The sequence below is a fragment of the Nonomuraea salmonea genome (assembly GCF_042428605.1).
GTDB classification, from domain to species: domain Bacteria; phylum Actinomycetota; class Actinomycetes; order Streptosporangiales; family Streptosporangiaceae; genus Nonomuraea; species Nonomuraea salmonea.
Map to the genome: position 1 here is coordinate 18,020 of NZ_JBHMCF010000010.1, position 25,455 is coordinate 43,474.

Annotated in this window: 29 protein-coding genes; 14 read left to right on the top strand and 15 right to left on the bottom strand. The window is 72.4% G+C overall.

Annotated elements, in window-relative coordinates; translation table 11 throughout:
* Positions 1 to 3: 3 nt before the first annotated feature.
* The 4 genes from ACFFR3_RS10355 to ACFFR3_RS10370 are packed head-to-tail and all read right to left on the bottom strand — an operon-like array spanning position 4 to position 3,909.
* The gene (locus ACFFR3_RS10355; protein WP_364379870.1) at positions 4 to 1,215 is read right to left on the bottom strand and encodes a macrolide family glycosyltransferase; all 1,212 of its coding nucleotides are present in this window, start codon (positions 1,213 to 1,215) and stop codon (positions 4 to 6) included.
* Entirely contained in the window at positions 1,212 to 2,225 is a 1,014-nt protein-coding gene (locus ACFFR3_RS10360) for a patatin-like phospholipase family protein (protein ID WP_379483009.1), read from the bottom strand. The genes ACFFR3_RS10355 and ACFFR3_RS10360 overlap by 4 nt, the downstream gene beginning before the upstream one ends.
* Before the next feature lie 48 nt (positions 2,226 to 2,273).
* A complete protein-coding gene (locus ACFFR3_RS10365) occupies positions 2,274 to 3,113 on the bottom strand; it encodes an aldo/keto reductase (protein ID WP_345385350.1) in 840 nt (279 codons plus the stop codon).
* Positions 3,085 to 3,909, bottom strand: coding sequence for a nitroreductase (locus ACFFR3_RS10370; RefSeq protein WP_345385349.1), 825 nt, complete (start codon positions 3,907 to 3,909; stop codon positions 3,085 to 3,087). Before ACFFR3_RS10370 ends, ACFFR3_RS10365 begins: the two co-directional genes overlap by 29 nt.
* 137 nt (positions 3,910 to 4,046) lie before the next feature.
* On the opposite strand from ACFFR3_RS10370, the gene ACFFR3_RS10375 reads away from it, so the two are divergent.
* Complete coding sequence (locus ACFFR3_RS10375) at positions 4,047 to 4,520, top strand: MarR family winged helix-turn-helix transcriptional regulator (RefSeq protein WP_345385348.1); 474 nt, start codon at positions 4,047 to 4,049, stop codon at positions 4,518 to 4,520.
* Between the two features lie 76 nt (positions 4,521 to 4,596).
* The gene (locus tag ACFFR3_RS10380; protein WP_379483010.1) at positions 4,597 to 4,797 is read left to right on the top strand and encodes a hypothetical protein; all 201 of its coding nucleotides are present in this window, start codon (positions 4,597 to 4,599) and stop codon (positions 4,795 to 4,797) included.
* A gap of 152 nt (positions 4,798 to 4,949) precedes the next feature.
* Here the strand turns inward: ACFFR3_RS10380 and ACFFR3_RS10385 are convergent, their stop codons facing one another.
* Positions 4,950 to 5,096, bottom strand: a complete 147-nt coding sequence (locus tag ACFFR3_RS10385) for a hypothetical protein (RefSeq protein WP_379483011.1) — start codon at positions 5,094 to 5,096, stop codon at positions 4,950 to 4,952.
* Between the two features lie 34 nt (positions 5,097 to 5,130).
* Here ACFFR3_RS10385 and ACFFR3_RS10390 point away from each other — a divergent pair, with 34 nt between their 5' ends.
* On the top strand, positions 5,131 to 5,688 hold the full coding sequence (locus ACFFR3_RS10390; RefSeq protein ID WP_364379887.1) for a hypothetical protein: 558 nt from the start codon (positions 5,131 to 5,133) through the stop codon (positions 5,686 to 5,688).
* 1 nt (position 5,689) lies between these two features.
* Here ACFFR3_RS10390 and ACFFR3_RS10395 read toward each other — a convergent pair whose 3' ends face one another.
* On the bottom strand, positions 5,690 to 7,024 hold the full coding sequence (locus ACFFR3_RS10395; RefSeq protein ID WP_345385345.1) for a cytochrome b: 1,335 nt from the start codon (positions 7,022 to 7,024) through the stop codon (positions 5,690 to 5,692).
* Between the two features lie 205 nt (positions 7,025 to 7,229).
* On the opposite strand from ACFFR3_RS10395, the gene ACFFR3_RS10400 reads away from it, so the two are divergent.
* Positions 7,230 to 9,110, top strand: coding sequence for an ABC transporter ATP-binding protein (locus tag ACFFR3_RS10400; protein WP_345385344.1), 1,881 nt, complete (start codon positions 7,230 to 7,232; stop codon positions 9,108 to 9,110).
* Here the strand turns inward: ACFFR3_RS10400 and ACFFR3_RS10405 are convergent.
* The 3 genes from ACFFR3_RS10405 to ACFFR3_RS10415 all read right to left on the bottom strand — a co-directional run bounded on the left by ACFFR3_RS10405 (position 9,056) and on the right by ACFFR3_RS10415 (position 12,304).
* Complete coding sequence (locus ACFFR3_RS10405; RefSeq protein WP_345385343.1) at positions 9,056 to 10,249, bottom strand: aromatic ring-hydroxylating oxygenase subunit alpha; 1,194 nt, start codon at positions 10,247 to 10,249, stop codon at positions 9,056 to 9,058. The two genes, ACFFR3_RS10400 and ACFFR3_RS10405, sit on opposite strands and share 55 nt — an antisense overlap.
* Before the next feature lie 139 nt (positions 10,250 to 10,388).
* Positions 10,389 to 11,282, bottom strand: coding sequence for an aldo/keto reductase (locus ACFFR3_RS10410; RefSeq protein ID WP_364379896.1), 894 nt, complete (start codon positions 11,280 to 11,282; stop codon positions 10,389 to 10,391).
* Entirely contained in the window at positions 11,279 to 12,304 is a 1,026-nt protein-coding gene (locus ACFFR3_RS10415) for a glycoside hydrolase family 113 protein (protein ID WP_345385341.1), read from the bottom strand. Before ACFFR3_RS10415 ends, ACFFR3_RS10410 begins: the two co-directional genes overlap by 4 nt.
* Before the next feature lie 96 nt (positions 12,305 to 12,400).
* Between ACFFR3_RS10415 and ACFFR3_RS10420 the strand changes: the two genes are divergently transcribed.
* The 4 genes from ACFFR3_RS10420 to ACFFR3_RS10435 all read left to right on the top strand — a co-directional run bounded on the left by ACFFR3_RS10420 (position 12,401) and on the right by ACFFR3_RS10435 (position 16,427).
* The gene (locus tag ACFFR3_RS10420; protein ID WP_364379899.1) at positions 12,401 to 13,015 is read left to right on the top strand and encodes a TetR/AcrR family transcriptional regulator; all 615 of its coding nucleotides are present in this window, start codon (positions 12,401 to 12,403) and stop codon (positions 13,013 to 13,015) included.
* Positions 13,016 to 13,188: 173 nt separating this feature from the next.
* Complete coding sequence (locus ACFFR3_RS10425) at positions 13,189 to 14,100, top strand: carbohydrate ABC transporter permease (protein ID WP_364379902.1); 912 nt, start codon at positions 13,189 to 13,191, stop codon at positions 14,098 to 14,100.
* A 12-nt stretch (positions 14,101 to 14,112) separates the two neighbouring features.
* Positions 14,113 to 15,054 (top strand): carbohydrate ABC transporter permease, encoded by a 942-nt coding sequence (locus tag ACFFR3_RS10430; protein WP_364379905.1) that lies wholly within the window; start codon positions 14,113 to 14,115, stop codon positions 15,052 to 15,054.
* Positions 15,054 to 16,427, top strand: coding sequence for an ABC transporter substrate-binding protein (locus tag ACFFR3_RS10435; protein ID WP_379483012.1), 1,374 nt, complete (start codon positions 15,054 to 15,056; stop codon positions 16,425 to 16,427). Before ACFFR3_RS10430 ends, ACFFR3_RS10435 begins: the two co-directional genes overlap by 1 nt.
* A gap of 13 nt (positions 16,428 to 16,440) precedes the next feature.
* On the opposite strand, the gene ACFFR3_RS10440 is transcribed toward ACFFR3_RS10435, so the two are convergent.
* The gene (locus ACFFR3_RS10440; RefSeq protein ID WP_379483013.1) at positions 16,441 to 16,767 is read right to left on the bottom strand and encodes a sensory rhodopsin transducer; all 327 of its coding nucleotides are present in this window, start codon (positions 16,765 to 16,767) and stop codon (positions 16,441 to 16,443) included.
* 159 nt (positions 16,768 to 16,926) lie between these two features.
* On the opposite strand from ACFFR3_RS10440, the gene ACFFR3_RS10445 reads away from it, so the two are divergent.
* A complete protein-coding gene (locus ACFFR3_RS10445) occupies positions 16,927 to 17,862 on the top strand; it encodes a quinone oxidoreductase family protein (protein ID WP_379483014.1) in 936 nt (311 codons plus the stop codon).
* A 20-nt stretch (positions 17,863 to 17,882) separates the two neighbouring features.
* Here ACFFR3_RS10445 and ACFFR3_RS10450 read toward each other — a convergent pair whose 3' ends face one another.
* On the bottom strand, positions 17,883 to 18,683 hold the full coding sequence (locus tag ACFFR3_RS10450) for an SDR family NAD(P)-dependent oxidoreductase (protein ID WP_345385331.1): 801 nt from the start codon (positions 18,681 to 18,683) through the stop codon (positions 17,883 to 17,885).
* The gene (locus ACFFR3_RS10455; protein ID WP_345385330.1) at positions 18,673 to 18,936 is read right to left on the bottom strand and encodes a hypothetical protein; all 264 of its coding nucleotides are present in this window, start codon (positions 18,934 to 18,936) and stop codon (positions 18,673 to 18,675) included. The genes ACFFR3_RS10450 and ACFFR3_RS10455 overlap by 11 nt, the downstream gene beginning before the upstream one ends.
* Before the next feature lie 109 nt (positions 18,937 to 19,045).
* Here ACFFR3_RS10455 and ACFFR3_RS10460 point away from each other — a divergent pair, with 109 nt between their 5' ends.
* On the top strand, positions 19,046 to 19,453 hold the full coding sequence (locus tag ACFFR3_RS10460) for a four-helix bundle copper-binding protein (protein WP_345385329.1): 408 nt from the start codon (positions 19,046 to 19,048) through the stop codon (positions 19,451 to 19,453).
* 19 nt (positions 19,454 to 19,472) lie between these two features.
* On the opposite strand, the gene ACFFR3_RS10465 is transcribed toward ACFFR3_RS10460, so the two are convergent.
* On the bottom strand, positions 19,473 to 19,901 hold the full coding sequence (locus ACFFR3_RS10465) for an ATP-binding protein (protein WP_379483015.1): 429 nt from the start codon (positions 19,899 to 19,901) through the stop codon (positions 19,473 to 19,475).
* Positions 19,902 to 20,031: 130 nt separating this feature from the next.
* Positions 20,032 to 20,478 carry a winged helix-turn-helix transcriptional regulator gene (locus tag ACFFR3_RS10470; protein WP_345385328.1) on the bottom strand — a complete coding sequence of 149 codons (447 nt, stop codon included), beginning with the start codon at positions 20,476 to 20,478 and terminating at the stop codon, positions 20,032 to 20,034.
* A 62-nt stretch (positions 20,479 to 20,540) separates the two neighbouring features.
* Here ACFFR3_RS10470 and ACFFR3_RS10475 point away from each other — a divergent pair, with 62 nt between their 5' ends.
* Complete coding sequence (locus tag ACFFR3_RS10475; protein WP_379483016.1) at positions 20,541 to 21,845, top strand: MFS transporter; 1,305 nt, start codon at positions 20,541 to 20,543, stop codon at positions 21,843 to 21,845.
* Between the two features lie 26 nt (positions 21,846 to 21,871).
* The gene (locus ACFFR3_RS10480; protein WP_379483017.1) at positions 21,872 to 22,699 is read left to right on the top strand and encodes an MEDS domain-containing protein; all 828 of its coding nucleotides are present in this window, start codon (positions 21,872 to 21,874) and stop codon (positions 22,697 to 22,699) included.
* Positions 22,700 to 22,720: 21 nt separating this feature from the next.
* Here ACFFR3_RS10480 and ACFFR3_RS10485 read toward each other — a convergent pair whose 3' ends face one another.
* Complete coding sequence (locus ACFFR3_RS10485; RefSeq protein ID WP_364379928.1) at positions 22,721 to 22,861, bottom strand: hypothetical protein; 141 nt, start codon at positions 22,859 to 22,861, stop codon at positions 22,721 to 22,723.
* Positions 22,862 to 22,902: 41 nt separating this feature from the next.
* On the opposite strand from ACFFR3_RS10485, the gene ACFFR3_RS10490 reads away from it, so the two are divergent.
* Both ACFFR3_RS10490 and ACFFR3_RS10495 read left to right on the top strand, forming a co-directional pair.
* On the top strand, positions 22,903 to 23,943 hold the full coding sequence (locus tag ACFFR3_RS10490; protein ID WP_364927674.1) for a LacI family DNA-binding transcriptional regulator: 1,041 nt from the start codon (positions 22,903 to 22,905) through the stop codon (positions 23,941 to 23,943).
* Positions 23,944 to 24,099: 156 nt separating this feature from the next.
* A partial coding sequence (locus ACFFR3_RS10495; RefSeq protein WP_379483018.1) for a rhamnogalacturonan lyase family protein occupies positions 24,100 to 25,455 on the top strand: 1,356 nt, incomplete at its 3' end.

Consider the following 25,455-nt stretch of genomic DNA (forward strand, 5'->3'; position numbering starts at 1 on the left):
CGCTCACCGCCCTCGCGCGTTCGCGGGCACCGGCCTGCTGCCCTGGCCGAGGTGGCGTTCCAGCTCGTCGGCCGCGCGCCGGTAGCCGCCCGCCGCGCGCTGGGCGTCGCGCAGGTCGTACGCCGCGACGCGGAAGCGCGGCTCGCCGAGCAGCAGCCCGGCCCTCACCTGCACGGCCTCCGTGTCCGCCTCGTGCGGAGCCAGCGCGAGACCCGCGCCCAGCTCCGCCACCCGGCGCGCCACCAGCGGCTGGTCCGCGCCCTGCGGGAGCACCAGCATGGGGACGCCCGCGTGCAGGGCCTCGTTCACGCTGTTCATGCCGCCGTGGGTGACGAACAGCGCGGCGCGATCCAGCACCTCCAGTTGCGGGACGAAGCGGCGGGCCAGCACGTTCGGGGGCAGCGGGCCCAGCGCAGCCGGGTCGGTGCGGCCGGTCGAGATGACCACGGTGCCGCCCAGCGGGGCCAGCGCGGCGGCGAACGTCCGCAGCAGCGCCGGGCCCGCGTCGAGCACCGTGCCGGGGGAGGCGTACAACACGGGGTCCCGCAGCGCGTCCATGGGGAACGACGGGTCCCGCGGGCGCTCGCCCAGGCTCGGGCCGACGAACCGGTACGAGTCGTCGAAGCTCTCCGCGTCCGGCTGGAACGCGCGGGCGGTGAAGACCAGGTTGAGCGGCTGCCGGACGTTCGCGAGGTCGAGCAGCGGCAGCCGGCCCGTGGCATAGGCCCGGTGCAGCTCCCACCGCGACCGCAGGTAGCCGGTCGCGACGCCGGGCCTGGCCGCCGCCGAGGCGATCATCGGCCACGAGGCGCGGGTGGGGCTCGCGACGCGGCGGCCGAACGCGAACGTGGTGAACGCCGACACCGCCGGCACCCCCAGCTCCCCGGCCGCGACCGCGCCCCACGGACAGGCCGAGCCGTGCACGACCAGGTCCGGGCCGATGCGGCGCAGGTCGTCCAGCAGTGCGGGCAGCAGCGCGACGGTCGTGCGCGCGAGCCCGTCCAGCATCGTCAGAGGCGTCGGCCGCTCGGGCAGCGTCAGGTCGCCCCCGGGATACGTGCGCACGGTCGCGCCGGTGGCGGCGACCACGTCGGCGAACGCGGGCGCGACGTGGTAGGTGACCGTGTGCCCCCTGCGGACCAGCTCGGCCACGACCGGCAGCGTCGGGTTGACGTGCCCCTGCAGGGCGATGTTCACGAACGCGAAGGTGCTCACAGCCGGACCCCCGCTCCCTCATGGCCGGCCGCTGGGCCGGCGACCGCTCTTCGCAGGCCCGTCGTGTCCGGGCCGTGCGATGGAGGCCGCGTTCCCGCGTCCGCCTGGTAGAGGCCGGGGCCTTCTATCTGCAGCGTGTCGAGGAAGTGGCCGGCCGCGGAGGCGGCGGTGTGGATCAGGCGGCGGGACTGGCGGAAGTCCCAAGGGGCCGGCCAGCTCTCGACGCCGGTCGGCAGCACGACGGTCGGGACGCGCTCGGACACCTCCCGCAGGTCGCGGGCGATCTGGTGCTGCAACAGCAGCAGCCCCGCCCTGGCCGCCACCGCGCCGGCCCACCGGGGCGGCGCCGACGGGCGCGGCGGCATGCTCGTCTGTCCTGTCGCCAGCACGACCACGCTGGCCGCACCCGCCTCCAGAGCCGCCCGTACGGGGACGAACGCGATCACGCCGCCGTCCACGAGCGTCCTTCCGCCGCGCACGACCGGCGGCAGGATCCCCGGGATGGCGGCACTGGCCAGCAGCGCCGACTCCAGGTCACCGTGGTCGAGCAGCGCGGGCGCGCCTGTGGCGAGATCCATGGCCACGGCGGCGAACGGCACGTCGAGCTGCTCGATCCGCGACGGCAACCCCGCCTGCGCGATCAGCCGGCGCAGGCCGCGGTCGGCGAAGACCCCGGCCCGCGAGGGCAGGCGGCACAGCGGGAACACCTCGCGCCTGCGCACCCGCGTCCACACCCGGTCCAGCCACGGCGCCGCCGTACCCGGGTGGGCGGCCGCGATGGCGCCGTTGAGCGCGCCCACCGAGGTGCCGACGATCAGGTCGGGGACGAAGCCGCGCTGCTCCAGCGCGTACCCGATGCCGACCTGCGCGGCCCCCAGCACCCCGCCGCCGCCGACCGCGACGGCCACCGGCCGGGGCAGCGCCGCCAGCCCCGCCGCCAGCCCCGCCGGGCGCCCGTCCGGCAGGCGGCCGGTCTCCTCGGAGGCCAGGAAACGGTGATGGGTCGTCATGGTCATGGCCGTCCTTTCTGCAGGTACGCCCGGGACCGGCCGCGGGCGTCAGGCGAGATCGGCGAGGTCGTCGCCGGTGAGCGTGATCGAGCTGGCGGCCACGTTCTCCTCGAGATGGGCCACGGAACCGGTGCCGGGGATGACCACGGTCACCGGCGAGACGGCCAGCAGCCAGGCCAGCGCCACCTGGCGCGGGGTGACGGCGTGCCGATCCGCGACCTTGAGCAGGCCGGGGTCGTCGAGCCCGCCGCCGGCGGGGAAGAAGGGCACGAAGGCGATGCCGGCCCGCGTGCAGACGTCGAGCACGGCGGTGTCGGCGCGGAGGCCGCGGTGGAAGGCGTTCTGGACGGCCGCGACCGGCGCGATGCCGAGGGCCTCGGCGAGCTGGGCGGCGTCGACGTTGCTGACGCCCAGGTGGCGGATCAGGCCCTCGTCGCGCATCCGGGCGAGCACCTCGAAGCGCTCGGCCAGCGACTCGCCCGGCGCGGGTCCCGTGCCGCCGACACGCAGATAGACCAAATCGAGCCGGTCGAGGCCGAGGCTCTCCAGGTCGGACTCGACCTGAGCCCGCACCTCGGCGGGGGTGCCGGGCCGCGGACCTCCTGGCCCGAAGACCGGGCCCGCCTTGGTAGCGATGACCAGGCCGTCGGGATAGGGCGACAGGGCCTCGCGGATCAGTGTGTTGGCGCTGACCGTGCCGTCCTGGCTGCGGTAGAAGCCGGCCGTGTCGATGTGGTCGACGCCCAGCTCGACGGCCCTGCGCAGGACGGCGCGGCCCTGCTCGGCTTCGCGGGCGGGCCCGCCCGGGACGGCCTGGGACAGGCGCATGGCGCCGAACCCGAGCCGGTTGATCGTCAGGTCACCGCCGAGGCGGAACTGGCTGGTCATGTCTCTCCTGATGGGTGGGGGCGCCGGACCCGGTGGGCCGGTCGTCGTCCGGTGTCGGCCGCGGCAGGCGGGCGCGGACCGTGTGACCCCTGCGGCGGGCCGGGCGGCGCCGGCTCCGGCAGGCGGGGGAGGGGCCGCCGACGAAGGTGACGGTCTCCTCCAGGGGCGCCCGGCCCGTACGCGGCCGGCTGACCGAGACGTCCTCGAACCCGATCGACATGCCGCAGAACAGCACGAGCCCTTCGGCGGGCCGCACGATCTCGGCGACCGTCCTGCGGTAGACGGACCATGCCATCTGCGGGCAGCTGTGCAGACCTTCCGCGCGCAGCAGGAGCATGACCGTCTGCAGGTAGATGCCGAGGTCCGCCCACTGCGCCGGGCCCATGTCGCGGTCGATGTAGACGAACAGCGCGGCCGGCGCGCCGAAGCACTGCCAGTTCTCCGCCGCGGCCCGCTGGCGGGCCTCCCAGTCCTCTCGTTCGATGCCGAGCGCGCCGTAACGCTCCCGGCCGAACGCGGAGCGCCGCTCGCGGTACGGGGACTTCAGCTCGGCCGGGTACATCTCGTACTCGCGCTCGTCCCACGCGTCGCCGGTGGCCACGCGCTCTCCTGCGCGCCTCTTGAGCTCGGCGAGTCGCTCGCCGGTCACCACGTAGACGTGCCAGGGCTGGAGGTTAGAGCCGGACGGCGCCCACGCGGCGGCGGCCAGCACCCGCTCCAGCACCTCCTTCGGGACCGGGCGGCCGGTGAAGGCACGCACTGACCTGCGGCTGGTGACGGCTTCGTAGACCTCCATGATTCCTCCCCCGATGGTCGTTACACCTACTACGGTATCACTCGAAATAGTATCAATCAATACGATTTCGGACGTGACGGTGTGAGTTGTTTCACCTGAAACCGTCGCGAATGAGAGCGTTCGAGTACTATGTCGGTATGACCGCACCTGAGCCCGCCACGCCCCGCGCGACCGACCGCCCCGGCGACCCCTCGCCCTTCGCCCTGGGCCTGCTCCTGCGCAAGGCCCACTGGCGGGCGGCGAACGTGCTGACCGAGGCGCTGCGGCCGCTCGGCATCGAGCTGCGCCACTTCGCCGTGCTCATCGTGCTGGTCAACCGCGGGCCCACCGTGCAGCGCGACCTGGCGGCGGCCACCGGAACCGACAAGGCGGGCGTCATGCGGGTCGTGGACGACCTGGAGCGGCGCGGACTTGCCGTCCGCAGGACCGTTCCAGGGGACCGGCGCGTACGCGTCGTGGAGATCACGCCCCAGGGCCTGGAGTTGTTCGACGCCGCCCACGTGAGCGCGGGGCCCCTGGCCGAGCGGCTCATCTCCGGCCTGGAGCCCGGCGAGGCCGAGCAGCTCAAGACCCTGCTGACCCGCTTGGCCTACCAGGACGACGCCTCCTGAGAAGGCGCGTTACAGCGGCCCGCGTACGGGCAGCCAACCGGCACGTATCCGCACACGTTCGTGCCACGGGGGACCCATGAACGACGAGAAGGACCAGCCGATCGAGCGCGGGGGCAGCGAGGAGGCCGCCGGTGCGCCGCTGACCCCCACCGAGGAGGAGACGCTCAGGCGCCCCGCGGGCGTCACGCCCGGGGTCGCCCCCGGCACCGAGGACGCCGACGAGGAGGACGAGGAGGGCGACCGCCGCAGGCGCCTCGGCCCCCACGAGCTCGGCTGAACCAGCGTGCTCCCCGGCGAGCACCGCGACGAGCCCGGACGGCTGTGATCTCACCGTGGTCAGGGTGCGCTTGCCGCTGATGCGGAAGATGACCAGCAGCGCCACGTGGATCGCCGCCGCGCGCAGGACCGCGTCCTTGCCGGGACCGCCTCCTAGGGATGGATGAACTGCCAGAAGCGGGCCGCGGGACGCCCGGGGACGCCGATCGCGCCCCGCAGCGTGCCGCCGCCCCCCTCCCGCTCACATTGGCCGATGGCCGGAGTGGTGGTGACATTGGGATAGGTTGTGCGATGGATCATGATCGATCTGCGTCGCCGAATGAGGAAGATGAGAGTGACCAATCGTCTGGCGCGTGTCATGGCCGGGTTCCTGATGTCGCCGGTCCTCGTCTCCTGCTCAGCCCCCGTCACCGACCCGCTGCTGAGGGACCCGGCCCAGTGGCCGCTGACCACGTTGCGCGGCCTGGTCGACCACGGCGAGCTGCCCGAGGAGGCCGAACGTCCGCTCGCGCAGATCAAGGTCGGCACCTACGACATGATCGCCTGGGTCAACTCCGAGGGCCACTGCGGGCTGTCCGGCGCCGACTGGACCCTCGACCTCGACCTCACCGGCAGCCAGGGCCACCCGGCCAGGCAGCAGGGCTTCTCCGGGCCCATGGAGGTGGCGGTGAGCGGTTCGCGGGAGAGCGAGGCCAGCCTGTTCTGCACCCCGACCCGCATGCTGATCAGGGTCGAGGGACAGACCAGCGAGCCCTTCGTCTCCGGCGACGCGGTCGCGCAGATCGTGGACGGCGGCCTCAACGCCGTCGTGGGCCCGCAGGAGGCGCAGCGCGAGTCGCTGCCACGCGCCGCGATCACCGTCGCGGGCCCAGGAATCGGCTCGGACCTCTAGCTCAGACCTTCAGCTCGGGCCGCCGCTCGCGGCGGTCGGGCTCCAGGCGCTCGTGGAAGCCGCCGTCGGGAGTCCGCACGATGACGCCGCTCTCCACGCCGTGCTCGGCGGCCTCCCGCTCGGCCTGCCGCAGCGCCAGGCAGATCCACCGGGTGACGACGAAGGCGACGACGGGGCCGATGAACACGGCGTACCTGAAGAAGATCGTCACCGACTCGACGGTCAGGTGGAAGCTGTGGGCGAGCTGGTCGTTGGCCGCCGCCGTCCACAGCAGGCCGTAGAACGTGATGCCGGCGACCGCGAGCGCCGTCTTCACCGGCTTCTCGCGCGGCCGGTCGAGCAGGCCGGACGCGGGCACGGGCCGGCCCCGCCGCCTGGCGACGATGCGCTCGGCCACCGGGTACGCGGCCAGCGCGGTGAAGAACACCCCGGGCACCACCACGGCCGGCACCAGGACCGCCAGGCTCAGCGTGTAACCGCCGAGCGTCAGCTCCCAGCCCGGCATGATCCGCAGGGCGCCGTCGAGGAAGCCCATGTACCAGTCGGGCACCGAACCGGCGGAGACCTGCGTCGGCCGGGCGGGGCCGTACAGCCAGATGGGCGCGATCTGGAAGCCGAACCCTAGGATGATCAGCATGCCGGCGGTGGCGCCCGCCATGAGCGGGCGCGCGCCGCGCCGCACCGGCAGCGAGGCGACGAAGCGGGAGTGGCCGTTCCGCCGCACCAGCAGCTCGCGGGCGAGCAGCAGCGCGGCGACGACGAGCGAGAGCAGCAGGTGCCCGCCGTACAGGACCGGGATGACCTGCTCGCCGGGAAAGGCGGAGCCGAACAGCAGGGACGCCGCCCACGTGCCCACCACCGGCACGGACTGCACGACCGAGACCATCAGCCACAGGCTGCCGCCCGACAGCAGGTCGTCGGGCAGGGCGTTGCCGGTCTCGCCGGCCAGCATGCCGAGCCCCAGCAGGGCCACCCAGATCAGCCACTGCCCGGTGCGCGGCCTGCGGAAGGCGCCGGTGAGGAACATGCGCAGCAACTGGAGCACGACCGCCGCCACGAACACCAGTGCCGACCAGTGGTGGATCTGCCGGATGAGCAGGCCGCCGCGCACCTCCAGGCTGAGCTGCATGGTCGAGTCGAACGCCTGGCTGACCAGCGCCCCGCGCAGCGGCGCGTACGGGCCGTCGTAGGTCACCTGGGCCATGCCGGGGTCGTAGAACACCATGAGCACGGCTCCGGTCACCGCCAGCACGACGAACGACCAGAGGGCGATCTCGGCGAACATGAACGACCAGTGAGAGAGCTGGAATGAGCGCCTGGCCTGTGCCGTACGCATGTGGGCCTCCCCCTGAAGGTGGTTTCACCCTGGAGACGGAATCGGGCCGGGATATGTGACGGAAAGCGAGGCTTTGGTAGCGGTGATGCGCATCACTTACGCGCCTAGCTGGGAGAACGTCCGATAGGCCGGGAAAAAATCATTCGCTTGTCCGGGTCGCGGACGGCACCATGTCGTGGGCTGCGTCGGCGATCGGGGAGGGCGGATGAGCGTGCCGGAAGTCGCTTCGGACCAAGACAAGGAGACCGGGCAGAGCTCCGCACCGCGAGCCCAGGAGGCGGCCGACGCGGGCGAGCCGTCCGTACGCAGGTCCGCGGTCGGGCTGGCGCTGCGCCACTACCTCGGCGAGCTGCGCAGGCTGTGGCCGGTCGCGGCGCCCGCGCTGCTGATGCCCGCGCTGGGCAACATCTGCCTGTTCTACATCGCGCCGCTCGGCGTGGCCGGGCTCGTCGGCCACCTGGCGGGCGGCGGCGACGGAACGCTGCCCGCGCTGCTGCCCTACGTGCTGGGCTTCGGCGCCGTGCTGCTGGCCGGCGAGACGCTGTGGCGGATCGGCCTGCACTTCATCAACCGCACCGACGCGCGCGGCGTCGAACGCCTCGCCATCATCGGCATGGACGAGCTGCTGGCCAAGGACGCCGCGTTCTACCACGACAACTTCGCCGGCGCGCTGACCAAACGGGTGCTCGGCTTCGCCGCCAGGTTCGAGGAGTTCGTCGACACGCTGACGTTCTCCGTCATGGCCAAGGTCGTGCCGCTGGTCTTCGCCTGCGTGGTCCTGTGGCAATATCACCCGCTGCTGGTGGTCGTGCTCGTCGGGCTGCTGGCCGTCACCGGTTTCCTCGTCGCGCCGCTGATCCGCCGCCGCCAGAAGCTGGTGGACGCGCGCGAGGCCGCCCGGGTGCACGTCTCGGGCCACGTCGCCGACGTGCTGTCCAACATGGACACCGTACGCGCCTTCGCCGCCGAGCGCCGCGAGGCCGCCGAGCACCGGGTCAAGCTGGCCGAGCAGCAGCGGCTCGCGCTGCGCTCATGGGACTACGGCAACCTGCGGGTCGACACCGTCGTCGCCCCGCTGTCGGTGCTCGGCAGCTCGCTCGGCCTGCTGCTGGCCGTCGCGCTGCGGGGCGGGCTCGGCGTCGAGGCGATCGTGGTGACGTTCACCTACTACACCAACGCCATCGGCATCATGTTCGAGTTCAACCAGATCTACCGGCGCATCGAGAGCGTGATCACCGAGGCCGCGCAGTTCACCGAGCTGCTGCTGACGCCGCCGAAGGTGGTCGACCCGCCCGACCCGCTGCCGCTGCGGCCCGCCGACGCGTCGGTGCGCTTCGACCGGGTGACGTTCTCGTACAAGAGCGGGCTGCCATTGTTCCGGGACCTCGACCTCGACATCCCGGCGGGCGCGAAGATCGGGCTGGTCGGCCAGTCGGGCGGCGGCAAGACCACGCTGACCCGGCTGCTGCTGCGGCTCATGGACATCGACGCGGGCCGCATCCTCATCGGCGGCCAGGACATCTCCCGGCTGCGCCAGGCCGACCTGCGCGGCCTCATCGCGTACGTGCCGCAGGAGCCCGCCATGTTCCACCGCAGCGTGCGCGACAACATCGCCTTCGCCCGGCCCGGCGCCACCGAGGCCGAGATCCTCGCCGCGGCCGAGGCGGCGCACGTCATGGAGTTCGCCGACGCGCTGCCCGACGGCCTCGGCACGCTGGTCGGCGAGCGCGGCGTCAAGCTCTCCGGAGGCCAGCGGCAGCGCATCGCGCTGGCCCGCGCGATCCTGCGCGACGCGCCGCTCCTGCTGCTCGACGAGGCCACCAGCGCGCTCGACTCCGAGAGCGAGCTCCTCGTGCAGGAGGCGCTGTGGCGGCTCATGCAGGACCGCACCGCGGTCGTGGTCGCCCACCGGCTCAGCACGGTCGTCCGCATGGACCGCCTGGTCGTGCTCAACAAGGGCGTCATCGTCGAGCAGGGCACCCACGGCGAGCTGATCGAGGCCGACGGCGCCTACGCCCGCCTCTGGCGCCATCAGTCAGGCGGCTTCCTGGTGGACGACGACGAGGCCGGCATGGTGCCGCGCTGATCGCCGGCCAGCTCGCGCCGGTAGGCGTCGAGGACGAGACCGTGGAAGTGGTGCACCGCGTGCTCCGACAGCCCCCGGCCGCCCGGGTCGTACACGATCTTGCCCTGGGTGAAGGCCGGGGTGCGCATGCCCCGCTGCACGCTCTCCACCAGCGCGATGTCCTCGCGCTGGAGCACCTCGTCGATGTAGCGCACGCTGTCCAGCTCGGCCTCCGTCGGCTCCGCGGTCTCCAGGTAGAAGTCCCACGTCTCGCGGGTCCGCCCGGGGCCGTCGGGGACGATCTGCAGCACCATGAAGTTGCCCCGCCCCGGATAGCGCAGCAGGCAGGTGTTGGGCCAGAGCCACCACACCGCGTGCTCGGTGACGGTGGCGCCGGACACGTCGTACGCCGAGTTGCCCGCCTGGCCGGCCCGCGCCATGTGGCTGGAGTAGATGCCGTACGTGGTGACCTCGTAGGTGCTCATGTCCACCAGCGACACGAAGTCCTTGTGCGCCACGTGGCAGTGGTAGCACTCCAGGAAGTTGTCCACCACGGTCTTCCAGTCGGCGGCGATGTCGTAGGTGAGCCTGCGGGCCAGGGTCAGCTTCGCCACGTCCGGCGCCCGCTCGATGATCTCCGCCTCCAGGCCGCCCGCCTGCTCCCGCAGCGGGGCCGCCGCGGGGTCGAGGTTGACGTACGCCATGCCGCCGAACTCCGTGACCCGCACCTGGTCGAGGCAGACCTTCGAGGGGTCGAAGCCGGGCATGGCGGCGGTGTGGCGGGCCCGCCGCAGCCGTCCCGTCAGGTCGAACGTCCACGCGTGGTACGGGCACACGATGCTGCGCCGCACCCCCTCGCCCGTCAGCAGCTCGTGGGCCCGGTGCTTGCACACGTTGTAGAAGGCGCGCAGGGCGCCCGCCTCGTCCCTGACGGCGACGATCGGCAGGCCCGCCACCGTGCCCGTCACGTACGCGCCGGGCTCGCGCAGCCGCTCCACGTGGCACAGCCACTGCCACGACCGGGCGAAGATCGCCCGCTGGTCGATCTCGTGCCAGCGCGGATCGGTGTACGCGTCGGCGTGCAGCGACATCGACAGCGCGGGATCGGGGTCGTAACCGGCGGAGATGTGGTCGAAGTCGGCTCTCGGGTCCGGCGTCACCGTGCCTCCTCGCGGGGGAGCGCGATCACCCGCGACCCTAATCACCCCCGCGGCTTGCGACAAGCCCCCGCGATCACCGCGCGGTCGCGGCCGGCCCCGGCCTCGCCCACCGTCTCGCCCTCGAACGTGCCGCGCCATCTCACTGGTGGGAACCCTCCCGCCGGACCTCCGGCGCGAGGGCGGCGAGGGCGGCGAGGTCGGTGGGGGTGAGGCGGAGGCCGGCGGCGGCCATGTTCTCGGCGAGATGGGCGAGCGAGCCCGTGCCGGGGATGGGGAGCGTCACCGGCGAGACGGCGAGCAGCCAGGCCAGCGCGACCTGCGCGGGAGTGGCTCCGTGCCGCGCGGCGACCTCGGCCGGGCGGGACAGGTCGATCGACGGGTGCCCGCCGCCCAGCGGGAAGTACGGCACGTACGCGATGCCCGCCTCCTCACATGCCGCCAGGACGGCCCGGTCGCCCTGGTCGTGCACGTGGAACGCGTTCTGCACGGCCGCCACGGGCGCGATCGACCGAGCCTCGGTGAGCTGGGCCGCGCTGACGTGGCTCACCCCGAGATGCCGGATCAGCCCTTCTTCGCGCAGCTCCGCCAGGGCCGCGAACCGGTCGCCGACCGGCTCGTCACCCGGCGGCCCCAGCCCGCCGACCCGCAGGTGGACCAGGTCGAGCCGGTCCACGCCGAGCCGGCGCAGATCGTCCTCGACCAGGCCGCGCAACTGCCCGGCACGCGCCTCCCCGGCCGGTGCGAGCCCCGCGCCGAACAGCGGGCCGACCTTGGTGGCGATCACCAGCTCCTCGGGGTACGGCGCCAGTGCCCGCCTGATCAGCTCGTGCGCGCCCGCATCGCCGGCGCCGTAGAAGCCGGCCGTGTCGATGTGGTTCACACCCAGCTCCACGGCGCGCCGCAGCACCGCGACGCCCGCCTCGGGACCGCGCGCCGACCGTCCGAGCGCGAGCCGCATCGCCCCGAACCCGATCCGCCGCACCGGCGCCTCGCCGCCGAGCGGGAAGGAGGGGACCGGCAGGTCGCCCCTCACTTGGCCGGGGCCTTCTCGTAGCAGGCCGCCACCGTGGCGAACGCGGCCTTGGGGTCCCAGGGCAGGCCGGGGTACGTGTCGCCGTCTCGGTCCGCGTACACCTTGACCACGCCGAGGCTGGCCAGGTCGAGGTCGTCGCGGGGGTCGCCGCCGGGGCGGTGCGGCAGGTCGGGGAGGGCGAAGGTGTGGACGAAGGCGGCGTCCACGCCCTCGGCCTCGAAGATCTCCAGCAGTTCCCGCAGGTACGCGGCCTGCCCGGCCTCGTCGCGCGCGTACGGACCGTCGAGGCGCACGGGGGAGCCGGTGGCCTGGTCGTACTCGATGATCTCCATGCTGCGGGGCGCCACGTCGGGGGCGCCGCGCCAGGTCGCCGTGCCGAACCCGGTGATCGCCACCGGCCTGCCCTGGGCGACGAGGGAGCGCACGCCGTCCTGGAACCGGTCGGCGACCTCAGCCGAGCGGATCAGCTCGATCGTCATGACGTCGAAGAGCGACCAGTCCACGGGCTCGAACGGGATCGCCGCGTACGTGACCTTGCCGCCGAACCGCGCGCGCACCACGCCAGCGGCCTCGGCCAGGAACGCGGCCACCCGCTGCCCTGCCTCCGCGACCAGTTCGCGCCGGTTCATCAGCGCGCCGACCCGCTCCTGGAGCGTGTCGCCGGGCAGGAAGCCGCGGTCCATCAGGGTCAGCTCGCACCCCGCCACGAACACGACCTCCGCGCCACCCCGCCTGATCCGCTCCGCCCGCTCGGCGCAGTCGGCGAACAGCGCCAGCATCTCCTCGGGGGCCAGCTCCAGCGGGTACGGCGTGAACCACACTTCAAGCCCCAGCCCGGCGGCCAGGCCGGCGGCGAGCTCCAGCCGCTCGGGGTCGCCCCCGACGAGCTGGACGGCGGTGCAGTGCAGGTCGTCGCGGATGATCGTCAGCTCGCGCCGGACCACGGCGGGGTCGAAGGGGCCTGACGCGCGGGTCCCGCCGGTGACGAAGCCGGTGTCGTAACTGATGCCCTTGGCTCGCATGGGCTCGTCCTTTCGCTTGGGTGGCCTCAGCGTAAGGACAAAAGTTGCGTTCACGCAAGTTTGCGCGTGCGCAACTTCTCTGCCACAGTGAAGGGCATGGCGGGGTTGCGTGAGCAGAAGAAGCAGGCCACCCGGCAGGCGCTGCGCGAGGCGGCGCTGCGCCTGGCGCTCGAACGCGGGCCCGACGACGTCCGCGTGGACGACATCGCCGAGGCCGCCGGTGTCTCGCCGAGGACGTACAACAACTACTTCGCCAGCCGCGAGCAGGCGATCGTCGCCGCCGTCACCGCCGAACGGGAGATCCGCGTGGCGCAGGCGGTCGCGGCCAGGCCGCCGTCCGCCCGTTTGGCCGAGGCCGTCATCGACGCGGTCGTGGAGCAGTACGCCGACCCGGGCGAGCAGCACGCCGCCGCGCTGCTGATGATCACCACCCGGCCCGCACTCAGGGAGGCGTTCGTGGCGGCTCCTGCCTCGATGGAGCTCCCCCTGGCCGAGGCGATCGCCCCCCGTGTGGTCGGCGAGGACACCGCCAGGGTCCTGGCGGCCGCCGTGGCCGCCGCCGTCCGGGTCGCTCTCGACCGCTGGGTGGGCGTCACGTCGGAGGGCGGTCTCGTCGTGCCGTCCGGCTCGCTCCCCGATCGGCTCCGCGCCGCCCTCGAACCCCTCGTCCCGGCCCTGGACGAGGCCGAACGCCGGGGGCGCGATAGGTGATCTCGGTCGCCGCGAGCCGCTCACCGTGTCCTATAAGACGTAGTTAGGACCTCTTGACACGGGGTGTCATGGGGAAAGAGACTCTCCGCTAACCGTTTGGCACGTCGGGTTGACGTGCAGAGAGGGTAGACGCGGCCCAGGGCCGATCAGCCGGTGACGGCGTAGGAGAGACCATGGCCACCCCCACCAGGCCGGCGACGACCGGCACCGCCAAGCGACCTCGCGACGACACGCGACTGGCGCTCCTGTTCATCCTCCCCGCGCTCATCGGCTTCCTGGTCTTCCTGCTCTGGCCCACGCTGCGCGGCATCTACCTGAGCTTCACCAAGTTCAACCTGCTCACGCCCTCCCGGTGGACCGGGCTGGACAACTACGTGCGCATGGTCGAGGACCCGGTGTTCTGGAACGCGCTGGGCGTGACCGTCTACTACGTGGTCGTCAACATCGGCATCCAGACGGTGCTCGCGCTGATCATCGCGGTGCTGATGCAGCGGCTGACCCGCAAGACGTGGCTGCGCGGGCTGGTGCTGACGCCCTACCTCGTCTCGAACGTGGTCGCGGCGCTGGTCTTCCTGTGGATCCTCGACTACCAGCTCGGCATCGGCAACAAGGTGCTGGAGCTGCTCGGGCTCGACAGGGTCGCGTTCCTCGCCGACTCCGCCTGGGTGATCCCGACCGTCGCGCTCATCAACGTCTGGCGGCACGTCGGCTACACCGCCCTGCTGATCTTCGCCGGCCTGCAGACCATCCCCCCGACCCTGTACGAGGCCGGCCGCATGGACGGCGCCTCCGAGCTGCGCATGTTCAGGAGCATCACGCTGCCGCTGCTGCGGCCCGTCACCGCCGTCGTGCTGATCATCAGCGTGGTCGGCTCGTTCCAGGTGTTCGACACCATTGCGATCGCGACCAGGGGCGGCCCGGTCAACTCCTCGAACGTGCTGCAGTACTACATCTACGAGGCCGCGTTCAGCCGCTTCCAGTTCGGCTACGCCTCGGCCATGTCCGTCGCGCTGCTGATCGTCCTGATGATCATCACGTTCCTGCAATACCGGCTCACCCGGGCCGGCAGCTCCGACCTGGCCTAGGGAGAGTGTGACATGGCGACCGTCATGGCCCCCGCCCCGAGCGACGCCCCCGCCGCCGGCCAGGAGCCGCCGCGCAGACCCCGGCCGGGCATCGGCCGGATCATCGCCTGGACGTTCATGGTCCTGGTGATCATCGGCAGCCTGTTCCCGTTCTACTGGGTGCTGCGCACCGCGCTGTCCGACAACAACGCGCTCTACGCGGGCGGCGACAGCCTGCTGCCGGTGCGGTTCTCGTGGGGCGGCTTCGAGCGCGTCTTCGGCCTGCAGACCGGGCAGGAGGCCATCGACGCGGGCGGATCAGGACAGCCCATCGCGTTCTGGCGCTACCTGCTCAACTCGGTGCTGGTCGCGACCATGGTCACGGCCGGGCAGGTGTTCTTCTCCTCGATGGCCGCCTACGCCTTCGCCCGGCTGCGCTGGCGCTACCGCGAGCAGGTGTTCGCGGTCTTCCTGGCCGGCCTGATGGTCCCGGCGATCTTCACGCTGCTGCCGAACTTCGTGCTCATCAAGGAGCTCGGCCTCGTCGACACCGTGCTCGGCATCGCGCTGCCGACGATGCTGATGACCCCGTTCGCGGTGTTCTTCCTGCGGCAGTTCTTCCTCGGCATCTCCCGCGAGGTGGAGGAGGCCGCGCTGGTGGAGGGCGCGTCGAAGACGCGCATCTTCTTCCGGCTCATCCTGCCGATCTCGGCCGCGCCCATCTCGACGCTGTCGATCCTCACCTACATCACCTCCTGGAACGAGTACTTCTGGCCGCTCATGGTCAGCTACACCGACAAGTCACGCGTGCTCACCGTGGCGCTCGGCGTGTTCAAGTCGCAGAAGCCACAGGCCGGCCCCGACTGGGCGGGACTGATGGCGGCCACGCTGGTGGCGGCGCTGCCGATGTTGCTGCTCTTCTTCGTCTTCGCCCGCCGCATCGTCAACTCTATCGGCTTCAGCGGGATCAAGTGATGCTCAGAAGAATCCTCCTGTCCGCGCTTCTGCTGACCACCACCGCCGCCTGCGGCGCGGGCGGCACCGGCGGCACCGGCGGTGCCGGCGGCGCCATCGAGTACTGGCTGTGGGACTCCGCGCAGCAGCCCGGCTACCAGAAGTGCGCCGACGCCTTCGAGAAGCAGAACCCCGGCCTGCGCATCAACATCTCCCAGTACGGCTGGGAAGACTACTGGTCGAAGCTGACCGCCAGCTTCATCGCCGACACCGCCCCCGACGTCTTCACCGACCACCTGACCAAGTTCCCCCAGTTCGTGGACCTGCAGGTGCTGCGCCCGCTGGACGACCTCGGCCCGACCAGCGACATCAAGGACTCCGACTACCAGGCCGGCCTGGCCGAGCTGTGGAAGGGCAAGGACGGCAAGCGGTACGGCGCCCCGAAGGACTGGGACACCATCGCGATGTTCTACAACGCCACCGCGCTCAAGGAGGCCGGCATCTCCCCGGAGACGCTCGGCGAGCTGACCTGGAACCCGCGCGACGGCGGCACGTTCGAGAAGACGATCGCGCACCTGACCATCGACCGGAACGGCGTGCGCGGCGACGAGCCAGGCTTCGACAAGACCAAGGTCAAGACGTACGGGCTCGCGGCCAACGGCGCCGGCGGCGACAACTGGGGCCAGACGCAGTGGTCGGCCTTCACCGGCAGCACCGGCTGGCAGCCCACCGACAGGAACCCCTGGGGCACCCGCTTCAACCTCGACGACCCGGTGCTGCAGGAGACCCTCGACTGGTACTTCGGGCTGGTGAAGAAGGGGTACATGGCGAGCTACGCGGCGATCGGCGGCAGCAACGCGATCACCGCCGACAAGCAGATCCAGTCGGGCATCGCCGCGATGGGCTTCGACGGCTCGTGGACGATCTCGTCGTTCACCAAGCTCACCGACGCCGACGGCAAGAAGCTGGACATCGGCGTCGCGCCCAACCCGATCGGGCCGTCGGGGAAGCGGGCCTCGATGTTCAACGGGCTCGCCGACTCCGTCACCACGTTCTCCAAGCAGCCGGAGAACGCCGCCAAGTGGGTCAAGTACCTGTCCGGCGAGGAGTGCCAGAACCTCATCGGCCGCTCCGGCGTGGTCTTCCCCGCCCGGCCGTCGGGGACCGAGCTGGCCATCGCGTACAACAAGAAGGAACGCGGGCTCGACGTGTCGGCCTTCACCGACCACATCGAGAACCACACCACGTTCCCGCTGCCGGTGACCTCCAACGCCGCCGACATCGCGGCGCTCTCGCAACCCGCCTTCGACGCCGTCTACCTGGGTCAGGCCCCCGCCAGCTCGCTCACCCGCCTCAACGACCAGCTGAACGAGCTGTTCAAGGTGGCCGGCTGACCCGCGTGCGGCGCTAGGCCGCCGGGCGGGTCAGCTCGGGCGCCTGCCGGCCCGCCCGGTGCGGCTGCACGAGCACCGGCGCGTCCGACACCACCACGACGGTGTACGCCGGCCCCGGCGCCATGGTTCCCGCCTCGTCCATCAGGTCCTCCACCACGGACGACCGCGTGCGCCGGGGCGGGATGGTCAGCCGGATCGGGCCGCGCGGCCGGTCGCCCTGCGCGCACAGCGTCACCTCGACGTGGGCGGGGCCAGGGCTGAGGTTGAGCAGGCTCAGCCGGTCTCCCGGCCGGCATCCGTCGGTGATCGTCATCTTCCAGCTTCCCGCCATGGTGCTCATGCGTGCTCCCGTCCTCCTGCTGCGGCAGGAGAGCCGCTACCCAGGCGCGGCCCGAACTATCACCCCCGTCGCATGACCCGGGCGGCACGCGGGCACAGGACCTCATACGACCCGCCTGACCAGGGCATACGTCTTCTGACCGGAAGGACGACACGCCGCATGAGAGCCGCCGTACTGCACGAGCACAGCGCGCCGCCGCGTTACGGCGAGTTCGGCGACCCGCGCCCGTCGGGTGACGCCGTCGTCGTCGACGTCGAGGCGGCCGGCCTCAACCACCTCGACCTGGCCAAGGCGTCGGGCACCTTCTACACCGGGCCGCCGCCCCTGCCGTCGGTCGTCGGGAGCGACGGGGTCGGCCGCCTGCCGGACGGGCGCCGGGTGTTCTTCGACACGGTCGTCCCGCCGTACGGGGCGCTGGCCGAACGCGTCCTGGTGCCGTCAGGCGCGCTGTTCGACGTCGCCGACGGCATCGACGGCACGCTCGCCGCGGCGCTCGGCAACAGCGGCCTGGCCGCGTGGCTGGCCCTGGAGTGGCGCGCCGGCCTGCGGCCGGGGGAGTCCGTCCTCGTGCTGGGCGCGACCGGCACGGTGGGCACCGCCGCGGTCCAGATCGCCCGCGCCCTCGGCGCCGGCCGCGTGATCGCCGCCGCCCGCTCCAGCGCCCGCCTCCACCACCTGAACGCGGACGCCCACGTCGAACTCACCGGCGACACGGACGACGTGGCCGCCGCCATGCGTGCGGCCGCGGGCGGCGGGGTGGACGTCATCATCGACCCGCTGTGGGGGCCGCCCGCGCTGGCGGCGATGGGCGCGGCCCGGCACGGCGCCCGGCTGGTCCAGCTCGGACAGCAGGCCGCCACCGCGATCGAGCTGCCCGCCCCGCTCGTCCGCTCGGCCGCGCTCGACATCAGGGGCTTCGCGATCTTCCACGCGCCCGCCGACGTCCGGCGCGACGCCTACCTGCGGATGACCGTGCTGGCCGCGTCCGGCGGCCTCACCATGGACGTGCAGGTCGTCCCGCTCAAGGACATCGCCGCCGCCTGGGAACGCCAGCGCACCGGCGCGGGCGTCAAGCTCGTCATCGCCTGCCAGTGAGCCGGCGACCGCCGGGAGCGTCAGTCGTTGCCGGAGCCCGGCTCCGACAGGTGGCGGTGGGCCTTGGCCTTGGCCGTCTCCGGCATGAGCTTGGCGGCGCCGGCCATCACCTTGTTCTTGGGAGAACCGGCCACCACGTGGTCCTTGCCGCTCATCAGCGCCTCGTACGCCTGCTCGGCCACCTGCGCCGGGTCGTCCTTCTTCGAGCTGCCGAGCCGGGTGTCCTCGAGGCCGGCGCGTTCGAAGAACTCGGTCTCGGTGGGGCCTGGCATCAGCGCGGTCACCGTGACGCCGTGGTCCTTCAGCTCCTCACGCAGCGCCTCGGAGAACGACAGCAGGAACGCCTTCGACGCCGCGTACGTGGCCTCGAAGGGCCCCGGCTGGGTGGCGGCGATCGACGAGGTGAACAGCACCCGCCCCTGCCGCCGCGCCGCCATGTCGCGTACGCACAGCTTGGCCAGATGGACCGCGGACCGCACGTTCAGGTCGACCAGCCGCAGGTCGGCGGCGAGCTCCGTCTCGGCGAACGGCCCGCCGACCCCGACCCCCGCGTTGATCGCGAGCACCTGGAGCGGACGGCCGTCGTCCACGACGGCCGCGTAGAGCCGTTCGACGCCGTTGTGCGTGGTGAGATCGGCCTGTACGCCCTGCACGGACGCCCCCGGCCGGCGCAGTTCGGAGGCCGTGTCGGCGATGCCGGGGTCCTCGGCGTTGATGATCAGGTCGAAGCCGTGGCCGGCGAACTGCTTGGCCAGCTCGTACCCGATGCCGCTGGACGCCCCGGTGACCAGCGCGAGCGGCCGGCCGGCGTCAACGCTCATGATGGCGGATCCTCTCGTGCGTGCTCTGGCACCGCCTGCCCAGCACGGGGGCTCTCACGCCTCTCGACAGCCGGGCCCGCACCAGCCGCGCGGCGACGACGGCGCCGCAGGCCCCGGCGAGCAGCGCGGCCACGACGGCCGGAGCCGGTGCGCGGCGCCCGGTCACGCTTCCCGTGATGACGGCGGCGGTCTCGGCGGCGGCCTGCCGATCGAGCCCTCGTGCGCGCTCGTCCTCGCCCTGATGAAGCGTCATTCCCTGACCCCCTTCGTTACGCGTTCGACAGCCCGCCATACCCGGAGCGGGCCGGGTTAGCGGGCCGCGCAAGGTGGGTAGCTGCGGTGGCTGGCGAACGGGAGGCGACATGACTTCACAGGTGGCGGAGATGCTCTCCGCGTATCCGCAGGACCTCGGCCGCGTCGACCAGGACAGGCTCATCAGGTGCATCGAGCAGTGCATGAGCTGCGCCCAGGCGTGTACGGCGTGCGCCGACGCCTGCCTGAGCGAGCCCGAGGTCGCGGAGCTGGTCAAGTGCGTCCGCAGCGACCTTGACTGCGCCGATCTCTGCGAGGCGACGGCCCGGGTGCTGTCGCGGCACACCGGCTACGACGCCAACCTGACCAGGGTCGTCCTGGAGGCGTGCGCCCAGGCGTGCAAGGCGTGCGGCGACGAGTGCGCCCGCCACGACCACCACCCGCACTGCGTGACGTGCGCCCAGGCGTGCCGCGACTGCGAGCAGGCGTGCCGCGAGCTGATGGCCGCCCTGGGGTGAGCACGGCTCAGAAGTGGCTCTAGAAGTGCTGGGGCAGGGCGTCGTCGGGGCCGAAGCGCATGAACAGCTCCAGCCGCGACCGCCCGCCGGGATGGTCGAGCACCACGCGGTCGCAGACCCGCTGGATGACGAACAGGCCCAGGCCGCGACGGGGCGGCCAGGGCGGGGCGCGTCGGAGGTGTTCGTGGGTTAACGAACCGCGCTCGTCCACGACGTGCACGGTGATGCCGTCGAGGTCACGGCGGGCGCTCACCGTGCCCGCCGCCTGGGCGTGTTCGAGCACGTTGCTGGCCGCCTCGCTGACCGCGAGGACGAGTGCCTCCGTGCGGTACTTGCTCAGGCCGGCCTTCAGGGCGAACGTGCCCACCAGCTCGCGGAGCAGGGCCAGATTGTCGTCGATCGGTACGTGCAGGCCGTAGGACTCGCCCATGGTCACCGCCTGATCCATCCCATCGGCCGCTCTTTGGTAAGTGCACTGCACAAAATCCTAAGCGCGGTTGTGCGGCGGTCGTTCGCCTATTTGCGGAAAGGTCTCCGGTGAGCGCGCCTGACCTGAGCCGCCGGACAAGGGTGCGCCGCTATCCGGCCTTCCGCACGCGGGTGGTGCCGGTGTCCAGAATGCTGCCGTCGGCGCCGACCGGCGTCAGCTCGGGCACGGGGTCGCCGTGCTGATCCACCAGCGTGGAGTGGGCCTCGCCCGGCTCGAAGGCGTGGCGTTCGCCCCACTGCCGCAGGGTGACGATGACGGGGAAGAGGTCGCGGCCCGCGTCGGTGAGCACGTACTCCTGGCGGCGGCCCGACGGCGCTGCCGCACGCCGGGCGAGCAGGCCGTGAGCGGTCAGCCTGCGCAGGCGGTCGGTGAGGATGTTGCGGGCGATGCCGGTGCGGCGCTGGAACTCGGTGAACGATCGCGCCCCGTCCATCGCGTCCCTGATGACGAGCAGGCTCCATCGGTCGCCGACCAGGTCGAGCGTGCGGGCGACGGGGCAGCTCGGGTCGGTCCAGGCGAGGTCCGCGGCGCTCATGTCATCTTCCTATCGGTTGCTTATTGAAACCATTATGCCCTACGGTCGGAATTGGTTTCGATATGCAACTGATCGGGGGGATGGCGATGGACGGGTGGCGGCGGGCGCTGCTCGCGGTGGTGTGCGGCGTCGCGGTGGCGGGCGTCTACGCCGCCCAGCCGGTGCTGGAGCAGATGGGACGCGACCTCGGCGTGCCGGCGGAGCGCGCCGGGTGGATCGTCGCCATCGGCCAGATCGGTTATCTCGCCGGGCTGGTGCTGCTGGTGCCGCTCGGCGACGTGCTCGACAGGCGCCGGCTCATCGCCGCGCACCTGGTGCTCACCGCCGCCGGCACGGCCCTGACCTCGCTGGCGCAGGCCGGGTGGGTGGCCTTCGCCGGGCTCGCGACGGCCGGTCTGTTCGCGGTCGTGGTGCAGACCACGGTGGCGTACGTGGCCGCGGTCGCACCGCCCGCCGAACGCGGACGCAGCATCGGCGTCGTCACCTCGGGCGTGGTGGCCGGCATTCTCGGCGCGCGGGTGGTGACCGGCGTGCTCGCCGAGATGTGGGGCTGGCGCAGCGTCTACGCCGCACTCGCGGCACTGTCGCTCATCCTCGCCGCCCTCGTCCGCGCCGCCCTCCCACCCGACGACCGCCCACGCCGGATGGCGGCCACGCGCCGCGTGCCGGCAGGGGAGGGCCCGGACGGGGCCGTGGCCACGGAGCGTGTGCCAGCCGGGAAGCGCTCGGGCCGGGGCGTGGTGGTGGCGCGGGTGCCGTTCGGGGAGCGGCTGTTTCTGACGCGAGGGCTCGTCACGTTCTTTCTGTTCGCCTCGTTCGGCACGTTGTGGAGTGGGCTGGCCCTGCCGCTGGCGGGCGACCCCTGGCGGCTGGAGGAGAGCCAGATCGGGATGTTCGGCGTCGCCGGGCTCGCCGGCGCCCTGGGCGCGGCCAGGGCGGGACGCTGGGCCGACGCGGGACGCGCCGCGCCCGTCACCGGCATCGCACTCGCCCTGCTCATCGGCTCGTGGGCGGCGATCGGCCAGCTGCGCTGGTCCCTGTGGCTGCTCATCGCCGGGATCGTGGTGCTGGACTTCGCCGTCCAAGTGGTCCACGTGAGCAACCAGCACCGGCTCACCGCCGCCTACCCCGGCAGGACCAGCGGCGTCGTCGGCGGCTACATGATCTTCTACTCGCTCGGCTCCGCACTCGGCGCGGCCACGACCACCGCCGTCTTCGCCGCCCATGGCTGGACGGGCGCCAGCCTCCTCGGCGCCGGTTTCGCGGCCTGCGCCCTGGCCGTCTGGGCGGTGGATCGCCGCGTCGTACCGGAAAGAGCACGTTCCCAGAAGACACCCTCGACGGCGCGAGGCCGCGGCCTAGGATGAGGGAACCTGGGTGGGGAGGCGGCACGATGCCGGTGCAGGCGACAGTGCGCGCGGGAGACCATGTCGCTGCCCGTTTCGGCTCCGACGCCGGCTTCGCCGACCTGGCCATGGAGTTCGCGCGCGGCGGCGTGACCGCGCGGGGCCAGGTGCTGCTCTTCGTGCCCCGCCGGCTCCGCCGCCTGATCGGCGACCGGCTCGCCGCCTCGGCGTCGCTGCGGGCGGCGGCCCGCGACGGCCACGTGCGCCTCGTCGACCCGCGCGACGTCCAGCTCGCCGGCGGTTTCGACGCCGTACGCCTGCACACCACCTACCACGACGCCACCCAGGCCGCGCTGATCGCCGGTTACCCGGGATTGTGGGTGGCGGTGGACATGAGCTGGGCCCGTCCGAGCGTCGTGGACGCCGAGGCGCTCGTCGCGTTCGAGGCCGCCTCGATCACGCTGTTCACCCAGGCCACGCTCACCGCGCTGTGCGCGTTCGACACCCGCGTCTTCACCGCCGAGCAGGTGTTCCGCGTCTGCCAGGCGCACCCGGTCGCCGACGCGGCCGGCTTCGGGCACCGCGCGACCCCCGACGGGTGCGGGCTGGCCTTCTCCGGTGAGACCGACCGCTCCAACGCCCTGGCCTGGAAGGCGCTGCTCGCCGCGCTCACCCCTGACCACTACGTCGTGGACATCAGCGGCATGTCCTTCCTCAGCGTCCGGGCAATGGCCGACCTGGGCACCGCCGCCCGCGTCCACTCCCGCCCGCTGACCGTCCGCGCCACCCGCGCCCAGGCCACCCACCTCCGCCTGCTCCATGTGGACGACCTCGTCACCATCGACGTCCTACCGCCCCGGACGACCCCCGTCTGACCCCGCTCAGCCGTCCACCGGTCAGGCGTTCTCGGCGAGCAGGACCAGCGGGCGCCGCCCGTACCGGTCGGACAGCCGGCCGAGCAGCGGCGCCGCCACGAGCTGCGCCACCGAGGAGGAGCTCATCAGTGCCCCGAGCGTCATCAGTGCCCCGAGCGTCATAAGCGTCCTCTCGTGCGCGGCGAGCCCGGTATGGTGCTGCGGTGAATGGGGACGCTCCGCTCGATTCCACGCGCCGCCCCGGCATGCGCCAGGTCGCGAAGGAGGCCGGCGTCTCGCCCACGACCGTGAGCAACGTGCTCAACAGCCCCGAGCTCGTCGCCGAGGAGACCCGCCGCCGGGTGCACGCGGCGATGGAACGCATCGGCTACCTCCCCGACAACGCCGCCCGCCGGTTACGCGGCCTGCCGAGCCCGCTGGTGGGCGCGGTCACGCTCGACATCGCGGGCCCGTTCTTCACCGAGGTGTGCCGTGGCGTCGAGGACCGCCTGCTGCAGGACGGCTGCATGCTCATGACCTGCAGCACCGACCTGCAGCCCGGCCGCGAGCGCCACTACCTGCAGGAGCTGGAGAAGCAGCGGGTGCGCGGCGTGCTCATCACCCCGGTCGAGGACGACCTCGGCCCGCTGGTCGCCCTGGCCGGCCGCGGGGTCCCGGTGGTGCTGCTCGACCACCGCTCCGACGGCCGGCTGTGCTCGGTGTCGATCGACAACCGGTGGGGCGGCGAGCAGGTGGCGGCGCACCTCATCGCGCTGGGGCACCGGCGCATCGCGCTGCTCGGCGCGGCCATCGAGGTGCAGCAGACGGCCGAACGGCACGCGGGGGTGCGCAGGGCGTTCGTCAAGGCGGGACTCGACCCCGACCAGGGTGTGCTGGAGGTGCGGGTGCCGTCCCCTGACATCACGGTGACCGCCGCGGCGGCCCTGGAGGACGTGCTGGGCGCGGCGGACCCGCCGACCGCGATCGTCTGCCTCAACGACACGGCGGCGCTCGGCGTGATCGGCGGCCTGCGCGAGCGCGGCATCGCGGTGCCGGGGGAGATGTCGGTCGTGGGGTACGACGACGTGGCGTTCGCCGCCCAGCTCGCCCCGCCGCTGACCACGGTGTGGCAGCCGAAGCGCGAGCTGGGCAGGGTCGCCGCGGAGCTGCTGCTGGACGAGTCGCGGCCCGGCCACCGGCACCAGAAGCTGGTCTACCGGCCGCGCCTGGTGGTCCGCGACTCGACGGCGCCGCCGCGCCGCTGAGGCTCCGAAAGTTTCAGCGCCGCCGGCCGGGCTTCCCGCCGCTGACCTGAAAGGTAACAACCGCCGTGCCGCGGCCGAGGGTCCGATCGTTGACACCCTGAGCAGGGCCTTCCTACGGTGTGGGCCCCCAGCATCTGTACGGCGATTGGACGCTCAATGAAACGTTTACCCCGTTCCGCGCTGCTGTCCGCAGGGCTCGCCGGCGCCGTGTTCGTGGCGGCGGGCGCCGCCGGTCTGCAGACGTCCGCGGCCGCCGCGGTGGCCTGCGAGGTGGACTACGCCGTGGCCACGCAGTGGTCCGACGGGTTCACCGGCAGCGTGACCATCCGCAACGTGGGCGACGCGATCGACGGCTGGCGGCTGGACTGGTCGTTCGCCGCAGGGCAGCGGATCACGCAGGCGTGGAACGCCACCGCCACGCAGAGCGGCGCCGACGTACGGGCCGAGGACGCGGGCTACAACGCCGTGATCCCGAGCGGCGGCAGCACCACGTTCGGCTTCAACGCCTCGTGGAGCGGCTCGAACCCGGCGCCCGCCGCGTTCACGCTGAACGGGGTCGCCTGCACCGGCGAGTCGGGCGAGCCCACGCCCACCATCACGCCGGACCCGCCGGACCCGCCGGACCCGCCGGACCCGGAGGGCGGTAAGCAGGCCGAGGACCTGGACAGGGGGCTGATCAGCGTACGGTCGGGCAGCGGCAACCTGGTCTCCTGGCGGCTGCTGGGCACCGAGCCGCGCGAGACGGCCTTCGCCGTCTACCGGGGCGGCACCCGCGTAGCCACCGTCACCGACTCCACCAACTACCTGGACGCGGGCGCTTCGTCCGACGCCTCCTACACCGTCAGGCCGGTCACCGGCGGCGCCGAGGGCCCGGCGTCGGAGCCCTCGCTGCGCTTCGCCAACGGCTACCTCGACGTGCCGATCTCCCCGCCGAGCAGCGGCCACCACGCCAACGACGCGAGCGTAGGCGACCTCGACGGCGACGGCCGGCTCGACCTCGTGCTGAAGTGGGAGGCGAACAACTCCAAGGACAACTCCCAGTCCGGCACCACCGACCCGGTCTACATCGACGGCATCAAACTCGACGGCACCCGCCTGTGGCGCATCAACCTGGGCCGCAACATCCGCGCCGGCGCGCACTACACGCAGTTCCAGGTCTACGACTACGACGGCGACGGCCGGGCCGAAGTGGCCATGAAGACGGCCGACGGCACCGTGGACGGCCGCGGCACGGTGATCGGCAACGCCGGCGCGGACCACCGCAACTCCAGCGGCTACATCCTGTCGGGCCCCGAGTACCTGACGATGTTCAACGGCCAGACCGGCGCCGCGATGTCCACCGTCAACTACGACCCGCCGCGCGGCACGGTGTCGTCCTGGGGCGACAACTACGGCAACAGGGTGGACCGCTTCCTGGCGGGAACGGCGTACCTGGACGGGGAGCGGCCCAGCCTGATCATGGCGCGCGGCTACTACACCCGCAGCGTCATCGCCGCCTGGGACTTCCGCAAC

Coding starts and splice junctions, on each gene's coding strand:
- ACFFR3_RS10375 (WP_345385348.1), top strand. CDS start 4,047: ATGACCGCACCTGAGCCCGCCACGCCCCGCGCGACCGACCGCCCCGGC.
- ACFFR3_RS10400 (WP_345385344.1), top strand. CDS start 7,230: ATGAGCGTGCCGGAAGTCGCTTCGGACCAAGACAAGGAGACCGGGCAG.
- ACFFR3_RS10465 (WP_379483015.1), bottom strand. CDS start 19,901: ATGGATCAGGCGGTGACCATGGGCGAGTCCTACGGCCTGCACGTACCG.
- ACFFR3_RS10445 (WP_379483014.1), top strand. CDS start 16,927: ATGAGAGCCGCCGTACTGCACGAGCACAGCGCGCCGCCGCGTTACGGC.
- ACFFR3_RS10430 (WP_364379905.1), top strand. CDS start 14,113: ATGGCGACCGTCATGGCCCCCGCCCCGAGCGACGCCCCCGCCGCCGGC.
- ACFFR3_RS10460 (WP_345385329.1), top strand. CDS start 19,046: ATGACTTCACAGGTGGCGGAGATGCTCTCCGCGTATCCGCAGGACCTC.
- ACFFR3_RS10425 (WP_364379902.1), top strand. CDS start 13,189: ATGGCCACCCCCACCAGGCCGGCGACGACCGGCACCGCCAAGCGACCT.
- ACFFR3_RS10440 (WP_379483013.1), bottom strand. CDS start 16,767: ATGAGCACCATGGCGGGAAGCTGGAAGATGACGATCACCGACGGATGC.
- ACFFR3_RS10435 (WP_379483012.1), top strand. CDS start 15,054: ATGCTCAGAAGAATCCTCCTGTCCGCGCTTCTGCTGACCACCACCGCC.
- ACFFR3_RS10365 (WP_345385350.1), bottom strand. CDS start 3,113: ATGACCAGCCAGTTCCGCCTCGGCGGTGACCTGACGATCAACCGGCTC.
- ACFFR3_RS10455 (WP_345385330.1), bottom strand. CDS start 18,936: ATGACGCTTCATCAGGGCGAGGACGAGCGCGCACGAGGGCTCGATCGG.
- ACFFR3_RS10395 (WP_345385345.1), bottom strand. CDS start 7,024: ATGCGTACGGCACAGGCCAGGCGCTCATTCCAGCTCTCTCACTGGTCG.
- ACFFR3_RS10370 (WP_345385349.1), bottom strand. CDS start 3,909: ATGGAGGTCTACGAAGCCGTCACCAGCCGCAGGTCAGTGCGTGCCTTC.
- ACFFR3_RS10470 (WP_345385328.1), bottom strand. CDS start 20,478: ATGAGCGCCGCGGACCTCGCCTGGACCGACCCGAGCTGCCCCGTCGCC.
- ACFFR3_RS10420 (WP_364379899.1), top strand. CDS start 12,401: ATGGCGGGGTTGCGTGAGCAGAAGAAGCAGGCCACCCGGCAGGCGCTG.
- ACFFR3_RS10450 (WP_345385331.1), bottom strand. CDS start 18,683: ATGAGCGTTGACGCCGGCCGGCCGCTCGCGCTGGTCACCGGGGCGTCC.
- ACFFR3_RS10475 (WP_379483016.1), top strand. CDS start 20,541: ATGCAACTGATCGGGGGGATGGCGATGGACGGGTGGCGGCGGGCGCTG.
- ACFFR3_RS10415 (WP_345385341.1), bottom strand. CDS start 12,304: ATGCGAGCCAAGGGCATCAGTTACGACACCGGCTTCGTCACCGGCGGG.
- ACFFR3_RS10385 (WP_379483011.1), bottom strand. CDS start 5,096: ATGATCCATCGCACAACCTATCCCAATGTCACCACCACTCCGGCCATC.
- ACFFR3_RS10360 (WP_379483009.1), bottom strand. CDS start 2,225: ATGACGACCCATCACCGTTTCCTGGCCTCCGAGGAGACCGGCCGCCTG.
- ACFFR3_RS10485 (WP_364379928.1), bottom strand. CDS start 22,861: ATGACGCTCGGGGCACTGATGACGCTCGGGGCACTGATGAGCTCCTCC.
- ACFFR3_RS10480 (WP_379483017.1), top strand. CDS start 21,872: ATGCCGGTGCAGGCGACAGTGCGCGCGGGAGACCATGTCGCTGCCCGT.
- ACFFR3_RS10380 (WP_379483010.1), top strand. CDS start 4,597: ATGAACGACGAGAAGGACCAGCCGATCGAGCGCGGGGGCAGCGAGGAG.